This is a genomic window from Shewanella sp. 8A (assembly GCF_023475945.1).
Lineage (GTDB): Bacteria > Pseudomonadota > Gammaproteobacteria > Enterobacterales > Shewanellaceae > Shewanella > Shewanella xiamenensis.
Genome location: NZ_JAMDJP010000010.1, coordinates 125,571 through 143,005, shown reverse-complemented (window position 1 = coordinate 143,005; position 17,435 = coordinate 125,571). Strand labels below are relative to the sequence as shown.

General features: G+C 45.8%; 14 protein-coding genes. 3 read left to right on the top strand and 11 right to left on the bottom strand.

What is annotated here, in order from left to right; translation table 11 throughout:
* Positions 1–568: 568 nt before the first annotated feature.
* The 3 genes from M0413_RS10045 to M0413_RS10035 all read right to left on the bottom strand — a co-directional run bounded on the left by M0413_RS10045 (position 569) and on the right by M0413_RS10035 (position 3,749).
* A complete protein-coding gene (locus tag M0413_RS10045) occupies positions 569–1,354 on the bottom strand; it encodes a S1 family peptidase (RefSeq protein ID WP_249554007.1) in 786 nt (261 codons plus the stop codon).
* 288 nt (positions 1,355–1,642) lie between these two features.
* A complete protein-coding gene (gene fghA / locus M0413_RS10040; protein WP_249554005.1) occupies positions 1,643–2,482 on the bottom strand; it encodes an S-formylglutathione hydrolase in 840 nt (279 codons plus the stop codon).
* Between the two features lie 127 nt (positions 2,483–2,609).
* A complete protein-coding gene (locus M0413_RS10035; protein ID WP_249554003.1) occupies positions 2,610–3,749 on the bottom strand; it encodes an S-(hydroxymethyl)glutathione dehydrogenase/class III alcohol dehydrogenase in 1,140 nt (379 codons plus the stop codon).
* 196 nt (positions 3,750–3,945) lie between these two features.
* Between M0413_RS10035 and M0413_RS10030 the strand changes: the two genes are divergently transcribed.
* Complete coding sequence (locus M0413_RS10030) at positions 3,946–4,821, top strand: LysR substrate-binding domain-containing protein (RefSeq protein WP_037417872.1); 876 nt, start codon at positions 3,946–3,948, stop codon at positions 4,819–4,821.
* Between the two features lie 62 nt (positions 4,822–4,883).
* Here the strand turns inward: M0413_RS10030 and M0413_RS10025 are convergent, their stop codons facing one another.
* The gene (locus M0413_RS10025; RefSeq protein WP_249554001.1) at positions 4,884–6,173 is read right to left on the bottom strand and encodes an NAD(P)/FAD-dependent oxidoreductase; all 1,290 of its coding nucleotides are present in this window, start codon (positions 6,171–6,173) and stop codon (positions 4,884–4,886) included.
* Between the two features lie 313 nt (positions 6,174–6,486).
* On the opposite strand from M0413_RS10025, the gene M0413_RS10020 reads away from it, so the two are divergent.
* Complete coding sequence (locus M0413_RS10020; RefSeq protein ID WP_249553999.1) at positions 6,487–7,131, top strand: DUF938 domain-containing protein; 645 nt, start codon at positions 6,487–6,489, stop codon at positions 7,129–7,131.
* A gap of 114 nt (positions 7,132–7,245) precedes the next feature.
* Here M0413_RS10020 and M0413_RS10015 read toward each other — a convergent pair whose 3' ends face one another.
* The 5 genes from M0413_RS10015 to M0413_RS09995 all read right to left on the bottom strand — a co-directional run bounded on the left by M0413_RS10015 (position 7,246) and on the right by M0413_RS09995 (position 14,385).
* A complete protein-coding gene (locus tag M0413_RS10015) occupies positions 7,246–8,274 on the bottom strand; it encodes a GGDEF domain-containing protein (RefSeq protein ID WP_047539657.1) in 1,029 nt (342 codons plus the stop codon).
* Positions 8,275–8,433: 159 nt separating this feature from the next.
* Positions 8,434–10,059, bottom strand: coding sequence for a phosphoethanolamine transferase (locus tag M0413_RS10010; protein WP_249553997.1), 1,626 nt, complete (start codon positions 10,057–10,059; stop codon positions 8,434–8,436).
* A gap of 258 nt (positions 10,060–10,317) precedes the next feature.
* Complete coding sequence (locus M0413_RS10005) at positions 10,318–12,411, bottom strand: prolyl oligopeptidase family serine peptidase (protein ID WP_249553995.1); 2,094 nt, start codon at positions 12,409–12,411, stop codon at positions 10,318–10,320.
* A gap of 262 nt (positions 12,412–12,673) precedes the next feature.
* Entirely contained in the window at positions 12,674–13,135 is a 462-nt protein-coding gene (locus tag M0413_RS10000) for a MarR family winged helix-turn-helix transcriptional regulator (RefSeq protein ID WP_037417825.1), read from the bottom strand.
* Positions 13,135–14,385, bottom strand: a complete 1,251-nt coding sequence (locus M0413_RS09995; protein WP_249553993.1) for a cation diffusion facilitator family transporter — start codon at positions 14,383–14,385, stop codon at positions 13,135–13,137. The genes M0413_RS10000 and M0413_RS09995 overlap by 1 nt, the downstream gene beginning before the upstream one ends.
* A 626-nt stretch (positions 14,386–15,011) precedes the next feature.
* Here M0413_RS09995 and gloA point away from each other — a divergent pair.
* On the top strand, positions 15,012–15,422 hold the full coding sequence (gloA, locus tag M0413_RS09990) for a lactoylglutathione lyase (RefSeq protein WP_037417829.1): 411 nt from the start codon (positions 15,012–15,014) through the stop codon (positions 15,420–15,422).
* A gap of 93 nt (positions 15,423–15,515) precedes the next feature.
* Here gloA and msrQ read toward each other — a convergent pair whose 3' ends face one another.
* Positions 15,516–16,163 carry a protein-methionine-sulfoxide reductase heme-binding subunit MsrQ gene (gene msrQ / locus M0413_RS09985; RefSeq protein WP_055646631.1) on the bottom strand — a complete coding sequence of 216 codons (648 nt, stop codon included), beginning with the start codon at positions 16,161–16,163 and terminating at the stop codon, positions 15,516–15,518.
* A 105-nt stretch (positions 16,164–16,268) separates the two neighbouring features.
* Positions 16,269–17,303 carry a protein-methionine-sulfoxide reductase catalytic subunit MsrP gene (gene msrP, locus M0413_RS09980; protein WP_249553991.1) on the bottom strand — a complete coding sequence of 345 codons (1,035 nt, stop codon included), beginning with the start codon at positions 17,301–17,303 and terminating at the stop codon, positions 16,269–16,271.
* Between the last annotated feature and the right edge of the window lie 132 nt (positions 17,304–17,435).

Genomic DNA, 17,435 nt, shown 5'->3' with positions numbered 1-17,435 from the left:
TAACTAGGGCGTGTTGACGTTTCAGGGTTATTTTTGCAGCAATGTGGCTGGCTTTTATGCAAGGCAAAGTCCGTGCAGTGTAGTTATTCTACATAAACGGACGATAACGCGGCAGAAAAGCCAGCCAAATGCTGCCCGAAGGGTTCGTCTGGCAAGCCCTTGCTCTTACTTTCAGTCATAAGAGCCGCTCGTCATTTGAGTAAACTACACATCATTCCTCGTTTCGCGAGCACGTGCTTGCCAGAACGAACAAAATCTAATCTCGAAACGTCAACACGCCCTAACTAAATCAATGCCATAAATAATTGTTTTGGAAAGAAAATTTTTTCTGACTGAATGCGCAGATTTTTTGTGCATATCAAGGCGCTCTGTCGTATGCCATAGCGAGCGATGGTGAGACAGAGCAACGCAGAGAGGCCCGAAAAGATGTCTATTCAGCGGCTCTACTTATCCCGAGCTCAGGTTAAATTAGGCCAAACTCACCGATGTACACATCCGTTTTTATGAGAGCAAACAATAGAGAGTAGTGAAATAGCGGCAATTTATCGCAAAAGTACAATCTAATACCTTAACTATCGGGACATATTTCTGGCGATATCCCTGATATCTGCCAAAGTGTTTTCTCGATCCAATCTCTGAAATAGGAAATGCGTGAGTAATGCTCAATCACGCCATACTTACCTTCTTCCCAATTGGTTGACTCAGCATTTTGCCATGAGCTGACACCGATAAGGCAGACTGAATTTGTCGAGACGAGATATGCGGGGCCACCCGAATCTCCTGGGCCACTGATCCCCTCCAATGGTAAAGCATTCGCGTCGCGGTCAAAGATAAATTGCAGCCATTGCTCCTGCACCCCAACTACGGCATTGTGTGCCGCGCGCAATTGTTTGTCGGCCGCCACAACGCCCACTAGCCCATTACCATAATCGCCACGTCCGACGAAGGTGGCGATTTTGCCCGTTTCGGTTGTGGCATGATTCAATTTAGCGAGTGTTGCATCCTCAATGGAAGAAGCCAATTGAACCAAGGCAATATCGTAGGGAAAGTGCCTCTCTTTCCAAAGTGGATGTTTTATCACGTCTTTAATCTGATAAAAATCCTTTTTAAATTGCACTTTATTGTCTGTCGTTAGCTCATTAGCCACATGCGCCGCCGTCACAATCCATTGCTTATCGATAAGGCTGCCTGTACCAAGCACGATTTCATCACCTTTATAAAGTCCTAAAAAGGTGACCGTCGAATTATCGCTTTGCGCCGCCGCTTGATATTTCGCGTCATCGACATCATGCATAATAATCATGGCATTGGCGGTACTCGTTATCGCCAGTAACAGTACGAACATCCATTTCATATTGAACTCCTATCCTTATGTATATTTATTCGCCAATATTGTATTGAGAATATAGAGAATGAATCATCATTAATTTCGAGCACTTAACAGCTTATTCTCATTTGAGATATAGCCGCTGCATTCAAATCATTCAGGCGCAATGGGCCAACATGACATGCTGAATCACATCGAGATTTATTCGTAGAAAACAAAAGCGCAGCGAACTTGATGTTCACCGCGCTTTTTAATATTTAACCCTAGGCTTTAACTCTGAGGTTTAATCCTGAAAGGGGTTAACGCTAAACAGCCTTATTTAAAATACAAGCTATGGAATTTAAGGTGCTCTTCAATAAAGCTCGCAATAAAGTAATAGCTGTGATCGTAGCCCGCCTGCATACGCAAATCTAAGGGATAGCCTTTTGCTTTGGCGATATCATTAAGCGTTTGTGGCATCAGTTGCGCGTCTAAAAAGCTGTCGGCATCGCCTTGGTCGACTAAAATAGGCACTTCGCTGATCGCCAATTTGAGTAACTCACAGGCATCATATTGGCGCCAGTGCTCACGATTTTCCCCTAAATACTCGGTAAAGGCTTTAATCCCCCAAGGCGCATTGCTTGGATTGCTGATAGGGCTAAAGGCCGAAATGGAGCTATATCTGTGGGGATGGGTTAATCCAATGACTAACGCGCCATGCCCGCCCATGGAGTGGCCAGAGATGGCGCGCTGTCCGGTTACGGGGAAATTCGCTTCAATCAGCACTGGCAGCTCATGCACGATGTAGTCGTACATTTTATAGTGGCGATTCCAAGGTGCTCTGGTCGCATTCACATAAAACCCTGCGCCGAGGCCCAAGTCATAGGCTTTATCCGGTGCATCGGCAACATCATCACCACGAGGACTGGTATCGGGAGCGACGATAGCCATTCCCAACTGCGCCGCAATACGCTGCGCGCCCGCCTTCTGCATAAAGTTTTCGTCGGTACAAGTGAGACCCGATAGCCAATACAGCACAGGTACAGGCTTATTGGCCGCCTCGGGTGGCAGGTAAATCGCAAAGCGCATCTCGCAGTTCAGCGCCTGAGATTGATGGCGATACTGTTTGTGCCAACCACCAAAGCTCTTGTTACAGCTGATATTTTCTATGGTCATGTCAATCCCTTTCCTGTTCACTTTCAGCGGTTAGCTTGCCGTTCAAGACCCTATCACAAGCTTAAAACACATAAGCAGCAGATAAGTCGTTAGCGGTTATCTGCTGCTGTGATGCCAAAGAGCGCGCTTATTTATCGAAATGGATCACGCTGCGAATGCTCTTGCCTTCATGCATCAAGTCGAAGGCTTCGTTGACTTGTTCAAGTCCCATAGTGTGGGTGATAAAGTCATCGAGCTTAAACTCACCTGCAAGGTATTGTTCAACGATTTTAGGTAATTGCGAACGTCCTTTCACGCCACCGAAGGCAGAACCTCGCCATACGCGGCCCGTCACCAGTTGGAACGGACGGGTGGATATCTCCTGCCCTGCACCCGCAACACCAATGATCACTGATTCGCCCCAGCCCTTGTGGCAACACTCAAGCGCGCTGCGCATCACATTGACATTACCGATACATTCGAAGGAGTAATCCACGCCGCCATCGGTCATCTCGACAATCACCTCTTGAATAGGTTTGTCGAAATGTTTCGGATTAATACAATCGGTTGCCCCTAATTTACGGGCAAGTTCGAATTTAGATTCGTTAATATCGATGGCAATAATCCGGCTGGCTTTAGCCATAGTCGCACCAATAACAGCCGAAAGACCGATACCACCTAGGCCGAAAATCGCTACAGTCGCGCCTTCTTCCACCTTAGCGGTGTTCATTACGGCGCCCATACCTGTCGTCACACCACAGCCGAGCAGACAGATCTCTTCTAATGGCGCAGTTTTATTAACCTTAGCCAATGAAATTTCAGGTAATACTGTGTATTCAGAGAAGGTAGAACAGCCCATGTAATGGAAAATTGGCTGGCCATCTTTATAGAATCGCGTGGTGCCATCTGGCATTAAACCTTTGCCTTGGGTCGCGCGGATCTTCTGGCACAGGTTTGTTTTACCCGATAAACAGAATTTACATTCGCCACACTCAGGCGTGTAGAGAGGGATCACATGGTCGCCCACCTGCACACTGGTCACGCCTTCGCCCACTTGCTCAACAATACCACCGCCCTCATGGCCGAGGATCGCTGGGAACACGCCTTCTGGATCATCACCGCTTAGGGTGAATGCATCGGTATGGCACACGCCAGTCGCCACGATGCGCACTAATACTTCGCCAGCTTTAGGTAACATCACATCGACTTCTTCAATCTTGAGCGGTTGTCCTGGCCCCCAAGCCACGGCGGCCTTTGACTTGATAAACTGTGGTTTTTCGTTCGACATGCTTGTCTTTCCTTCTTTTAATCAATGGGCTTATCAATTTACGGCTTACCTCATGCCCTACTCGCTTGTAAGCATAGATTGAGGCGGACGGATAAGCTTAAAAATAGTGTGCGGTAATGCAGTCACTAGATTGTATTTATTTCCTGAGGATTGATAATCTAGCATTTTGGCAATTCATTTTTACTGAGAAGCAATAATGTACCTTTGGGATGGCATATCAGAATTTGTAGCAGTAGCCGAAGCCGAGAACTTTACCTTAGCCGCACAGCGCCTCAATGTGTCCACCGCCCACGTGAGTCGGCAAGTCGGCGCGCTGGAAAATCGCCTCGGCACTAAGCTGTTTTACCGTACGACGCGCAAGGTATCGCTCACCGAAGAAGGCACGATTTATTATCGCCATTGCCGCCAATTGCAAACCGGACTAGAGGAAGCTGAGCGAGCGATTACCGATCTAAAAGACTCGCCCCAAGGACTAATAAAACTCACCGCGCCCGTAGCCTACGGTGAAAAATTTATCATGCCGTTACTCAATGACTTTATGGTGCAATACCCGAGCGTGGAATGTAATGTTGACTTGACTAACAGAACCTTGGATTTGATTGAGGGAGGTTACGATTTGGCTATTCGCCTTGGCAAACTCGCTGACTCAAGCCTGATGGCCAAACCCTTGAGTAGCCGCACCCATTATGTGGCCGCCTCGCCCAGTTATGTTGAAAAATACGGTGAGCCCCATACGCTTTCGGAGTTAAATCAACATAATTGTCTGATCGGGAATCACAATTACTGGCGCTTTATTGAACATGGCCGCGAGCGCAATATTAAGGTACGCGGCAACCTTATCTGCAACAGCGGCTATGCCCTGCGGGATGCAGCGTTAAAGGGCATAGGGATAGTACAACTCCCTGATTATTATATTGAAGAAGATATTCATGCAGGCAAACTTATCTCCTTCCTCGACGCACACCGCGAAGCCAAAGAAGGCATTTGGGCGCTCTACCCCCAAAATCGTCATCTGAGCGCCAAAGTGCGGGTTTTAGTGGATTATTTAGCTGAAAAACTGGCGAGCAGTTAACTCACAACAATTAATCCAATATGAGTGACAATCATCTCGCTGCCGCCAGACTCCCCACCTGTTTAGCGCCAGTTTTCCCTGAGGGTGTAATACAACATACCGAGTGCCAGTGCCTGATTACCAAACCATTCATTCAGCGGGATCCGGATATGACGCATGGCGGCGAAGAGATCGAACTCTCGCATTTGACCATCGATCGCCTGCCCCATGATCTCGGCCATGATATGGGAAGTTGCCACGCCATGGCCGGAATATCCCTGACAATAGAAGATATTCTGAGTAATTTTGCCCAGCTGAGGAATACGGTTAATCACTATCCCCGCCATGCCAGCCCAGGCAAATTCAATATCGACGCCCTTTAACTGGGGGAAAGTACGTTCAATCGCCGGGCGCAGCTCAGCGGCAACGTTTTTAGGATCGCGGCCACTGTAATTGGTGCCACCGCCAAACATCAAACGGTTGTCGGCAGTTAAGCGGTAATAATCCAGCACGAAGCGGCAATCATACACGGCTAAATCCTGCGGATTAAGTTGCTTAGCTAACTCAGCCGGCAATTTGGCTGTCGCACAATTGCCAAGGGAGGCAGGAAATAACATGCCCCGTAGCTTGGGACGGCCCAATTTGTGGTAGGCATTGCCGGCGATGAGCACGCTGTTTGCCTTAACCGTTCCTTTTGGCGTGACCACGGTTGCAAGCTCTCCTTGCTGAATATCCAGCACCTGCGAATGTTCAAAAATCTGCGCGCCCAACGAGGCCGCGGCTCGAGCCTCACCAAGGCATAGATTTACCGAATGCAGATGCATATTGCGCCGATTGACTAAACCGCCGTGGTACAAGGGCGAGGCTAAATAGGTGGGCATCTCCTGCTCAGGCACTAAGGTCATAAACTCCCCCATGCCACGGCGATTAGCCTCGTCGAACATTTGCTGTAACTCTGCCATATGTGTGGGGCGATAGGCCGTCTGGATATGACCAAATTTTAAATCACAATCAATGTTGTACTTCGCCACTCTACTTTTGATGATATCGTGCCCACGCCAGCGAAGATCCCACACATAATCCTCGGCATCCTGACCAAGATGACGGCGTAATTGCTTGGTCATCGCTGCATCGCCAGATAGGCTTCCGGTCACTTGACCACCATTACGGCCAGTGGCGCCCCAAGCAATTTTATTTGCCTCTAATAATGCGACCTTGTAGCCTTTTTCAGACAACTCAACCGCTGTTGCAACACCAGTAAACCCGCCGCCGATAATGGCAACATCTACACGGAGATCACCTTCAAGTTCTGGATAATCAGACTCTTGCTTAATAGTGGCATTGTAATAAGAGGCGCAGCGTTTGGCTGACATAGGGTTTCCTTACACGATATTATTATGATTTTTCGTTTAATATTTTTTACAAACGTTCAGAATTTTTGAGTATAACGAAGCTATTATCATGGTCAACAGAAGAATGCCCCTGACAGGGAAATAAGCGAGTTTGGCAAAACAGCTTAAGCCATTGGATTAACGAGGTTAGTGACTTAAGCTAGGCACCACCCGCTAGGATGGTAATAGAATTAACCCTGCGTTATTGTCTCAAGGGTAATACCATCAGAAAGACGCATTTCACAAAGATTTATTTAACAATAACTTGTTTAACAATGACCTATCAGGAGAAATTATGCCGCAGGATATACAACCTCAAACAACTGATGTTCTGCCCTTTTCTCAAGCCTGTGAAAATAATAAAGCGCCTATTCTTGCGGTATTAAAAACCGCTTTTGCCAATACCAAACAAGTACTTGAAATCGGCAGCGGCACGGGACAACACGCCGTTTATTTTGCGGCGAATCTCCCTCAACTTTTTTGGCAAACGAGCGATCAAGCGCAATATCTTGAGGGCATTAGTGCAAGATGTTTGCAACAAGGTCATCAACTTGGCGTTCATAATCTTGGCTTACCTATTACACTTGATGTATCACTACCTTGGCCTATCAACGGCCCCCATATCGATGCAGTATTCAGCGCCAATACCTTACATATTATGAGTAAACCCAAGGTGGAAGCATTTTTTAATGGCTTAGGTGAGTATTTACCACAGCTCAACTCCCTATGCCTGTACGGGCCTTTTAACTATCAAGGTCACTATACCAGCGACAGCAATCGGCGATTTGATGACTTATTAAAACAAAGAGATAGTGAAAGCGGCATTCGAGATGTTGAATGGATTGTCACCCTTGCCCAAGCCCAAAACTTAACCTTAGTTGAAGATATCGCCATGCCCGCCAACAATCGCTTACTGCATTTTAAACATTTATTGGCGTAAGGCGCTCAATCCTGAACCCAAGATTCGCATCACTGAAGCATAAGGATGCTGAGATTACTAACACTTAAACCATTATCCATACGCCCTCAAACTATACTGATAATAAGCAACAACTCAGCCACGCACGCAATTACGGCCATCAGATTTAGCTTCATACAGGGCTTTATCCGCTCTGCTAAACAAGGTTTCTGCATCATCGCCCTTTTGCAAAGAGGCTAAGCCAATCGACACCGTAATGGCGCCCAATGAGAGTTTTTTATCTTTGCCTATCGCTAGGCGCCGCTCGGAGATCCGCTCCCTCAAAGTCTCGGCCACTTGCAGCGCATCATGAAAATGGGTATTAGGCAGCAACACCACAAATTCCTCACCGCCGTAACGGGCGACAAAGTCATCACCACGCACACATTGTTTTAAAGCCAGCGCAACATAAGCCAAGACTTTGTCGCCGATTTGATGCCCATAGGTGTCGTTAAATATCTTAAATCTGTCAATATCCACAAGTAATAAACTACAACGGGTTTGTTGTTCCTCCGCACGATGGATATGGTCTTGAATAGCAATTTCGTAAGCTCGGCGGTTATGTAACGAAGTCAATTGATCTGTCATTGCTGCCAGACTTAAATTTTCCATTTCAGCTTTTAAGTTTTGTACTTCTTGTCCCATGGCATTGAGGCTCTGCTCCATGGCTTGGTTATTAACCAATAGGCTCTGCATTTCATCAAGCACCCCATCGACTAATTGATTTAACGTATTCACATCGGGCGTTGATTGCAGTTGCAATCCAAAATCCGCCAAGGTGCTTGTAAATGCTTCCGTCCCTTGAGTTAACTGAGTAATTTTACTGATGAGAGAGTTAATCAGTATCTGAGTTTCTATCTGGACATTCTCAATGACTTCAGGGGACTTCTCTTGAATAAAATTCTTGTACAGACTGGTATTCACTTCTTTGGTGAATACGACATTGTTAGCAAGAAAACCATCAATAGCACGATTAAGATCTAAGTTTGACTGAGCAAAATACTCATACCAAACGGTGTAATTTTCTGGCGTAACCGGTATATCAAGCGCAGACATTTGCGGTACAGCTAAACGTAAAATTTGAGCCGCTGAATCGAGCTCTTTATTTGCTGCAGGAAAAGACATGAATCATGCATCCATGAGTTGTTATAATTTTGTATAACTTAAGTTAACTCAACTGCTTCGTTTTGGATACTGGGTAAAATGATTATTATGATGGCGCGCAAAAACAAAAAGAGGATGTTGCCATCCTCCTTTAATTTTTTATGTTATGCCAAAAGCGGCTCAACCTCGGCAGTGGGCAAAAATATCCAATTCAGGCTGATAAACCTGAGTTTGAACATTCATTAATCCCAATAGGCTATCGAACAAATTGTCATGGGAAAATCCCCCCTTTTCAGCTTCTTTAGCAAGACAAGCCATATTCAAGTGATTATCTTGACTAAAGTCCTCAGACAACCAAGCCAGCATAGGAATACTCGTTTGCTCAATAGGCGCAATGCTGTAAGGGGCGCCATGCAAGTACATGCCTTTCTCACCCAAAGACTCGCCATGATCGGAGAGATAAAACATGGCGGTATCAAATTTTTCTTGCTGCTGTTTAAGTTTATTGACAACCTGACTAAGAATGTAATCGGTATATAAGATAGTGTTGTCGTAGGTATTCATTAACGCTTCAGCACTGCAATTTTGAATATCACTACGTGGGCAATCCGGCGTAAATTTACGGTGCTCTGGCGGATAACGTAGATAATAGGTCGGCCCGTGACTGCCAATAATATGTAACGCAATCACGGTATCTTTTTGCTCGGCGTTAGCTAATGCTTCATCAAGTTTGTTCAACAAAACTTGATCAAAGCAATATTGACCGGAGCACAACTCAGGATCGCTCTTTAAATCGATAGTGATGTTCTCAACCTGATCGCACACGCCTTTACAACCCGAATCATTATCAAACCATTGCACCTTAATCCCGCCATGATTCAGTACATCAACGGCCGTGTCTTGGGCATAGGCACGGCGGGAATCATAGTCATCGCGTCCCATGCGGGAGAACATGCAAGGCAGCGATACTGCGGTTGCCGTACCACAAGAATGGCTATCCTTAAAGACCAGTAATCCTTGCCCCTGAGTATGGGCGTTAGTCGGTTTATCATAACCATAGTATTGATAGTTCATCGAACGAGCCGTTTCCCCAACCACCAGCACTAATAAATTGGGCTTACCGTTGGTATTGGGACTGACATTTTTTGCATCCAAGCCAAGCTGTTCATATTTGATTGGTGTTTGTAGGTAATGCACATTGATGTACTTAGCCGCCGCACCAATAAAATAGGTCGGCACGATATAACGCTTAATCTCATCATTATTGCGGCCAAAGGAAGCGTAGTCTTGGAAATAGAAGAAAGCGATAATCCCAAGCCCTGCTAACATCGCCAGCATAAACAAAACTTTATGTAGCAACTCTTTGAAAAATGGCTTGTATTGGATATCAGCTTTGTAAATCAAATAGGCTGGCAAAATCCCCGTAAGCAGCATATTGAGTATGGAAGCAAAATTAACATACATCAGCGCTTCAGCGCTGTTGGTTTGAAAGGTGTTTTCAATCATGCCGTAATCAAACACGATATTGTATTTTAAGGCCGCAAAAAACACGCTAGATGATAATAAAGTGAGGATGATAAAAAAGGGCTTTAGCAGATACTTCACTGTAAACAGCGAAAACACAAAACTCAGCGCAAAGATCAAAAATAACGGCATACTGGCGATAAAAACCGGATCGACATCAGGTTGTTTTTCAATGCCTTTTTTGATGATGTCAAATAGCGGGATATTAAAAACGCAAACGTAAAATACTGCGGTGATAAAAGTGAAACGATTCACGGTTAGGGTTTTAAATCTCGTCAGCACTGGTTATGGTCTCTCAAATCAATAGTGGGCCGAAGCTAACTTAGTTTTCTTAAGGCAATCTTATGCCCTACAATTTGCGCCATCTTAGCAAGTCGTCAGATTCTCCTCAATTAAATAATCTTTATAATTAACAAGTTATAATGCGGATTAAAAAAACGGCCGAATCTGAAGGCATTCGACCGTTTTTGACTCCCCAACCTATAGGGACTTGCTCGGAACTAACCCCAGCTTGTTAATTTACTGCGGTAACAAGTGCGATTATTTTAACTGCTGTAATAAGTAGGCAAACGCCATTGAATTTAGTTCCGCAGCTTGATTATTATCTGCAGCCCCAGCATGCCCACCTTCGATATTTTCATAGTAAAGCACATCAATACCCATATCCTTCATCTTAGCCACCATCTTGCGGGCGTGCCCTGGATGTACCCTATCGTCACGGGTTGAGGTGGTAAAAAACACCTTAGGATAATGCACGTCTTTATGCAGGTTATGGTATGGCGAGTAAGTTTTTATGTAGGCCCATTCCTCTGGCACATCTGGATTACCGTACTCCCCCATCCAACTTGCGCCAGCGAGTAACTTATTGAAACGGTACATATCGAGTAAAGGCACTTGGCATACCACGGCATTATAGAGATCGGGACGACGGGTAAAGGCGGCGCCCATCAACAAACCACCGTTACTGCCGCCTTGAATACCTAAATGCTTGCTCGAGGTAATCCTACGGGCGATGAGATCCTCGGCGATGGCTTCAAAGTCCTCGTAAGCCTTATGACGATTCTGCTTAAGCGCCGCTTGATGCCACGCAGGACCATACTCGCCGCCACCTCGGATATTGGCCAGTACATACACACCGCCCTGCTCTAACCAGTTTTTACCAATGGTAGCTGAATACGCTGGGCGAAGAGACACTTCAAATCCGCCATAACCATAAAGCAGTGTTGGATTGCTGCCATCGAGCTTAAGATTTTTTGCCATCACCACAAAATAAGGCACTTTGGTACCATCCTTTGAGGTGGCAAAATATTGCTCGGTTTTAAATTTATCCGCCGCAAACTGCTGAGGCATACCTTTGATTTTTTGAGGTTTAAGCGCCTTAGCATTGACGGTATACAGGCTCGATGGCTCAAGGAAGCTAGTGTAGTTGACAAAGAAATCGTCACTGTCACGCTCCATATCCATCACCGTTAGCGCACCATTGGCCTCAAAGGGCACTGGCGTGCTTTGCCATGCGCCTTTTTCATCTTGCTCGTAGCGAACCAGCTTGCTCTTCACGTTATCGAGCCAATTAACAAAAATCGCGCTCTTACTGAAACTTAGCTGCGCGATAGATGCTGTTGGGGTTGGGCTCACAAATTCAGTGAAGGAGACTTTTTGGGCAATTAGATCGGCCACATTAGCGAACACCACAGCGCCTTGGCTGAATGTCGCTGCAGGCGTTGCTAAGTCACTCTTTAGCTCGATAAACAACTTACCTTGGAAATAACCTTTAATCTCAGCATCTTGTGGGATGGGTAGTTTAATCAGTTTGCCGTCTTGGTAAACATACTGCGTCGCGGTATAAAAAGTATGTGCTTCTGTAACAAGGCTGAGCGGAGATTTATCGTCAAACATCACCCAACCCGATACCGCGACAGAGGTTTTATCTCCACTAAAAATCGTCTTAGCGTTGGTAAGTGGGGTACCACGTTGCCATAACTTCACCACGCGGGGGTAACCCGAGTCCGTCATGCTTTGGCCATCGCCAAAGTCGGTGCCGACAAATGCATGGTCTTTATCTATCCAACTTAGGCTAGATTTCGCTTCTTTTAAAAAGAATGGCTTATCTTTTGTTGGCACAAAATCTTTAGTGGTTAAATCAAATTCACGCACTTCCACCGCATCGGCGCCGCCACGGGATAAAGACACAAAACAGCGCTGATTATCGGGATATTGGCAATCAATGCTCTTAAATACCCAGTTAACGGATTCCGACTTACCCAAAGCATCGACATCGAGCACGGTTTCCCACTTGGGTTCTGCCTTAGCGTATTCTTCCATCGTGGTGCGACGGTAAATCCCCCGTACATGGGTATCGTCCTTCCAGAAGTTATACAACTTATCGCCAATATGGGTGGCGTAGGGAATACGCTCTTTATCGTTAAGGATTGCGAGACTGTTAGCGACTAAGGTATCGAAACCTTTAAAGGCTTTAATTTCAGCGGCAGAAGCGGCATTTTGGGTCTTAACCCATTCCATAGGCTTGGCGCCTTCAACCTCTTCAAGCCAAATATACTTGTCTTCTTGCGCGTGGACTTGAGCAGTCATAGTGAGTACACCTGCAATGCACCAAGGCAGTAATTTACGATTCATGTTATTCCTTTTTAAACAGAGCCCTTAAACATAGTCCTTAAACAGAGCCCTTAAATTGATTCCATCTTAATTTCTGCTCTACATTACCTTAATTGATTTTCAGTTCAACTTTTAATCCAACAAGAATGTAACAAAAGATAAGATATTGTAATCACGGATGATTAATCGAGAATGAATCGAAAATATTCAAGATGTTGTGTCATAAAAAAAGCGCCCATCGGGGCGCTTTAATCGTGACTTAATGAGCTACATAAATGTGCAATTAAAACTCTTGGTTCATCCGCGTCAGCAGGTTCAGCAGCACGCTGCGCTCCTCCGCGCTCATTTTAGCGGTGAGATCGGTCGTTAATTGCAAATGCAGCGCATCATGCTCAAGAAATAGTGCTTGGCCCTTTTCGGTTAACTCGACCAGAATCGAGCGCCTATCGGTTTCGTGCGGGCGGCGCACAACCCATTGGGATTCGACCATCTTATCGATTTGCACCGTAAGCGTGCCAGTCGTTACCCCAATTTTATCAGCAAGTTCCTTCATCCGCATCGCGCCGTGCACTCCCAATAATTCAATGGTGTGAACCTGTGATAGGCTAAAACCCTTATCACGCACGATAGCATGCTCCCAAGATGATAATTTTTCATAAAACTCAATAATCACATGGTTTAACGCCTGATCCGTGGAATGGACGGCCGAGGCTGATAGAGCATCATGCTGCGGTGCAACTGTCATTAGGCTTCCTTAGCGACACACTCACGTTGACGACAAGTATGCAGCTCAATAGTAATATGGGATAACTCAGGGAACTTAGTCAGTAACTGATTAAAATAACTGGCTTCTTTCGGTGAGTGGGACACTATGGATAACATAATAGCATGGTGATCGGCACTCACGCGCCAAATATGTAAATCGGCGACTTGGTGATCAGGCACCGCTTCAATGGTTTCGCGCACTTTACGCTGTAACGCTGCATTTACCCCGCCGTCGAGCAAAATTGGACTCGTTTGCTGAATCAATCCCCATGACCAGCGGCTGATAATAATTGCCCCTACAATCCCCATAATCGGGTCGAGCCAAGTTAAGCCCATATATTTGCCGAATAAGAGTGCGGCAATCGCCAGCACTGAGGTTAATGCATCGGCTAATACGTGAAAATAAGCGGCTCTCAGGTTGTGATCATGCCCCGAATGCCCATGGGAATGTCCATGTGCGTGGTTGTGTGAATGGTCGTCATGGTCATGGTCATGGTCATGGTCATGGTCATGGTCATGGTCATGGTCATGGTCATGGTCATGGTCATGGTCATGGTCATGGTCATGGTCATGGTCATGGTCATGGTCAGCAGCATGATGATCGTGCCCATGGCAGCAATGATTATCTTGATGAGCCTTATGGTCATCGTTCTCATCATCATGATCATGTGCGTGAGTGTGACCATGAGAGTGACCGTGTGAATGCCCATGTGAATGTCCATGGTCGTGGGAATGATGGTCTTTCAACAGGAACACGCTTAATACGTTCACACTTAATCCAATCAAGGCCACGAAAATAGCCTCATTAAAGTGAATATTCTCAGGGTTTATCAAACGCATCCCTGATTCGATAAGCATGATAAGTGCAACCAGTCCTAAGGCGATGGCGCTGGTATAACCGCCAAGGACACTCACTTTACCGGTACCAAAGGCAAAGGTTGGATCATTGGCATGCTTACGGGCATAGGAATAGGCAAACAGCGTAATCATAAAGGCGGCGGCATGAGTGCCCATATGCCAACCATCGGCCAGCAATGCCATAGAGCCGTATATCGTGCCCGCCACAATCTCGGCCACCATAGTGATAACCGTTAAATACAGCACATAACGGGTATTTTTTTCGCCATCAGTATTTTGTGTAGAGAATCCATGGGGATGTTGCCATTGGGCGATGGAGTGTCCAACGCCATGACTTGGCTGCGACATTGTTGTTGAAGGGGTTATTTTCATTATTCTTTCCTACGTTCCCTGCCCTTATCTGACCGATTTGGACAAAAGTACCTGTGGTGTTTGATGATGTCTGCCAACATTTTAGTTTGAAAATCAAAATATATAAATATCAAAATAATCATTTTTCAAACTATTTGCAGAAATATTGCCGACAATTACGAGATGTTAAAACGGACAGATACGGAAAACGGCGGAGTCTAGAAACACAAAGGCGCTTAAATCAACCGATTTAAGCGCCTTAACACAGGATTTGATTAGAATGCGGTATCAGAACATAGATACGAAGAATGCACTGAAAAATAAAGCAATTACAACTGTAGTACCTAGCGCCATTTTAAGTTCGGTGTTCATATTCACTCTCCTAGTGGGTATGAACCCATTATTATCAAGCCTGCGATAAATGCCTATATTGAGATAGTTATTTTGTGAGCAAGACCTAAATTATCCTGTACTTTTCACATTGCATTTAATGGTGACGTGATACAGCTCACACCACGCAACCTCACCTAGCGCACATCAATTCAAAAATCAAGGCATAGCAATTCGCTTATTCGATTAACATTAAGACTCGATTAACAGTGATTTTTGTTATAATGCCGGCATAATTCATTGACCGAGATAATCCTATGTCACAACTGTTACACACAATGATCCGCGTTGGTAACTTAGAGCGCAGTATTAATTTTTACACTCAAATACTTGGCATGAAGCTACTTCGCACCTCAGAAAACCCAGAATACAAATATTCTTTAGCCTTCGTGGGCTACGGTGAAGAGTCAACAGGGCAAGCGGTGATTGAATTGACCTATAACTGGGGCACTGAAAAATACGATCTCGGCACAGGCTTTGGCCATATCGCCATTGGTGATGAAGACATTTATGCTCGTTGTGAAGCCATTGCCGCCGCAGGCGGTAAAGTGACACGCGCGCCTGGCCCTGTTGCGGGTGGCACCACCGAAATCGCCTTTGTGGAAGACCCTGACGGCTATAAGATTGAATTTATTCAAATGAAATCGGCAACCCAAGGTTTAGGTTAAACCTTTCTCTTCCAACGTCTGATATAAAAACGGCGCTTGCAGTGTATGCAAACGCCGTTTTCTTTGCTCGTTGATAAATGCCAACACTACAGATTATCGCTTGCCCTCGGCGGCCATCGCGATACGACTGCTACGCTTCTTCTGCCAAATGGGTAAGCGCCACGCGAGCAACAAACCAAAGCCGAGGATATACAGACTCGGTTCGATGATTTCGGATTTGACCGACCAATAAAAATGGATTGGTGCCAGTATCGCCACAAGATATACCCCATTGTGCAACGTTTGCCAACGGCGGCCCATTTTTCGCATTAAGACCTTAAATGAGGTAATCGCTAAGGCGCTCACAATCACATAAGCCACAGCACCAACTAAAATATAAGGCCGTTTCGCCACCTCGCTGAAGAATAACTCCCAAGCAAACAGCAGATCTAAGCTGAAAAACGCAACAATATGCAGTGTGGCATAGGCAAACACATACAGGCCGACAAGCCTGCGAGTCTGCATTAACCAACCTAACTTAAATCTCTTGGCAATAGGTGAAATCAGTAGTGTTGCCAGTAGCGCATTGAGTGCACCAATTCCAGTAAAGTGGATAATATGCTGCACAGGGTCGCCGCCCGCACGACCAGACAGCACAGTAAAAACCAACCAAGTAATCGGGATAAGCCCAATCAAATGAAAGACTAACTTTACCCAGAGCAGCTGTTTTGGCGTGACTCTTAACGCCGTGATGTTGAACATAAGACTCCTACTCTTTTCCCCTTTAATGGCGCTAACCACTATCTCGCTAGACAGATATTGCAACTGGCGCAATCGATTGCGCCTAGAATACGGTCGCCGAATGGGTTAATAAAATTGCCTCAAATCCATGCCGTCATATAAAGAGGCCACAAACTCGCCATAGCCATTAAAAGGCAATGTATCGATGCGCTGCGCCGAGAATAACCCACCTTCACCGATGCGCCGCTCACTCGCCTGTGACCAGCGGGGATGATCGACAGCTGGGTTCACATTGGCATAAAACCCGTACTCATGGGGTGCGAGTTGATTCCAGCTGGTGGGTGGCTGCTTGTCCATCACCCGAATACGCACAATCGATTTAATGCTCTTAAAACCATATTTCCACGGCACCACTAACCGAATTGGCGCGCCATTTTGCGGCGGCAGGGTTTTACCATACAGCCCGACGGACATCAGCGTCAGTTCATTCATCGCCTCGGCAATGGTTAAGCCTTCCACATAGGGATAATGAATGCCACCGCCCATTAAACGGCTTTTTTGTCCTGGCATTTGCTCGGGATCGAAGGCGGTCTCAAAAGCGACATATTTTCCCTTGCTGGTTACGCCCACTTTTTTCAATAACGCCGCAAGAGGAAACCCAACCCAAGGGATCACCATCGACCAAGCTTCAACACAGCGCAGTCGATAAGTACGCTCTTCAAGCGGAAACAGCTTAGTCAGATCCTGATAATCAAGCGTCATGGGGCGCTCAACTTCGCCTTCAATACGCAATTGCCAAGGGTCGACTTTATACTGCTGCGCATTATCAGACGGGTCTTGTTTGCTGGTACCAAACTCATAAAAGTTATTATGGGTTGTGACCTTATCAAATGGTGTAAGCACCTCACCCTGACCAAAGCGCGCATTGGCCTCAAAAGTCAGTGGCGTGGTGATAAAGCTGGTTTTGGGCTGATCACCAAACAGATCGAATAATCCAGCCTGCACATAACCTGGGATACTGGCACCAATCGCACCTAACCCCATGGCTTTCACTATGTGGCGGCGCGCCTTAAAGACCGACTCAGGAGTAACTTGATTGTCTTGTATATGCCAGCGTGCTTTTTTCAAAATACCCGGTGTAAAACGTGATTGATTAGACAATTGACACCTCTGCAGAAATAAAATGTTATGTACCGGCTTTTGCTAACGCTAAGCGCTCACCCATAAAGCTCAGGTAAATTAACCTGTGTTGATAAGCTGTAGGGATATAGACACAGAAAACCGCAAAAAAAT